Origin of the sequence: Mesorhizobium sp. M5C.F.Ca.ET.164.01.1.1 (genome assembly GCF_004792125.1) — a bacterium.
GTDB lineage: Bacteria > Pseudomonadota > Alphaproteobacteria > Rhizobiales > Rhizobiaceae > Mesorhizobium > Mesorhizobium wenxiniae.
Genome location: NZ_SRTG01000246.1, coordinates 1 through 360 on the forward strand (window position 1 = coordinate 1; position 360 = coordinate 360).

1 protein-coding gene is annotated in these 360 nt (G+C 63.9%); it reads right to left on the reverse strand.

The features are described 5' to 3' along the window. Positions 1-360: hypothetical protein (locus tag EN807_RS33320; RefSeq protein ID WP_135938001.1), on the reverse strand; the 360-nt coding region annotated here is incomplete at both ends.

The following is a 360-nucleotide window of genomic DNA, read 5'->3' on the forward strand; positions in this document are numbered from 1 at the left end:
CTGGTTCAGGCTCTTTTGCGGCGGCTTCAGTTTGCTGCCGCCGAACAGGTCCATGCGGTAGGGCACGCCCTCCACGGTGAACGTGCGTGTCAGCATGGCTCCAGTCGGAGTTCCCTTTAGCTGCACCGCCACCACCTTCACCGCGCCCGAGGTCAAGCGGTGGAAAATGGAATAGCGCAACTCGGCTTCGCTGGCCAGCGGCCGGCCTTGCATGTCGACCACCGGCAGCCGCATCAGTCCGGCATCGCCTTGCGGCGGTCTCGGCTCGTGGTCCATGGCCTGAAGGACCCGATGGACATCGAAGCTGGAGGCTGCATGCTGGGCCTGGATCATCGATGCGTTCTGCGCCATGAAGGTGTC